This is a genomic window from Escherichia sp. MOD1-EC4550 (assembly GCF_963876935.1).
In the GTDB taxonomy this organism is placed as follows: Bacteria; Pseudomonadota; Gammaproteobacteria; order Enterobacterales; family Enterobacteriaceae; genus Escherichia; species Escherichia coli_F.
In genome coordinates this window covers 1-353 of sequence record NZ_CAWNSE010000039.1, presented here as the reverse complement: position 1 = coordinate 353, position 353 = coordinate 1, and the positions used below count along the sequence as shown (strand labels likewise).

At 46.2% G+C, this 353-nt stretch carries 2 tRNA genes; both read left to right on the top strand.

Features of this window, described 5'->3' with window-relative positions:
- Positions 1–53: 53 nt before the first annotated feature.
- Positions 54–130 (top strand) — tRNA-Ile (locus AACU19_RS20140).
- Positions 131–172: 42 nt separating this feature from the next.
- A tRNA-Ala gene (locus AACU19_RS20135) sits at positions 173–248 on the top strand.
- The last annotated feature ends 105 nt before the right edge of the window (positions 249–353 follow it).

The following is a 353-nucleotide window of genomic DNA, read 5'->3' as shown; positions in this document are numbered from 1 at the left end:
CTTTGCAGTGCTCACACAGATTGTCTGATGAAAATGAGCAGTAAAACCTCTACAGGCTTGTAGCTCAGGTGGTTAGAGCGCACCCCTGATAAGGGTGAGGTCGGTGGTTCAAGTCCACTCAGGCCTACCAAATTTGCACCGCAAATTTGAAGAGGTTTTAACTACATGTTATGGGGCTATAGCTCAGCTGGGAGAGCGCCTGCTTTGCACGCAGGAGGTCTGCGGTTCGATCCCGCATAGCTCCACCATCTCTGTAGTGATTAAATAAAAAATACTTCAGAGTGTACCTGCAAAGGTTCACTGCGAAGTTTTGCTCTTTAAAAATCTGGATCAAGCTGAAAATTGAAACACTG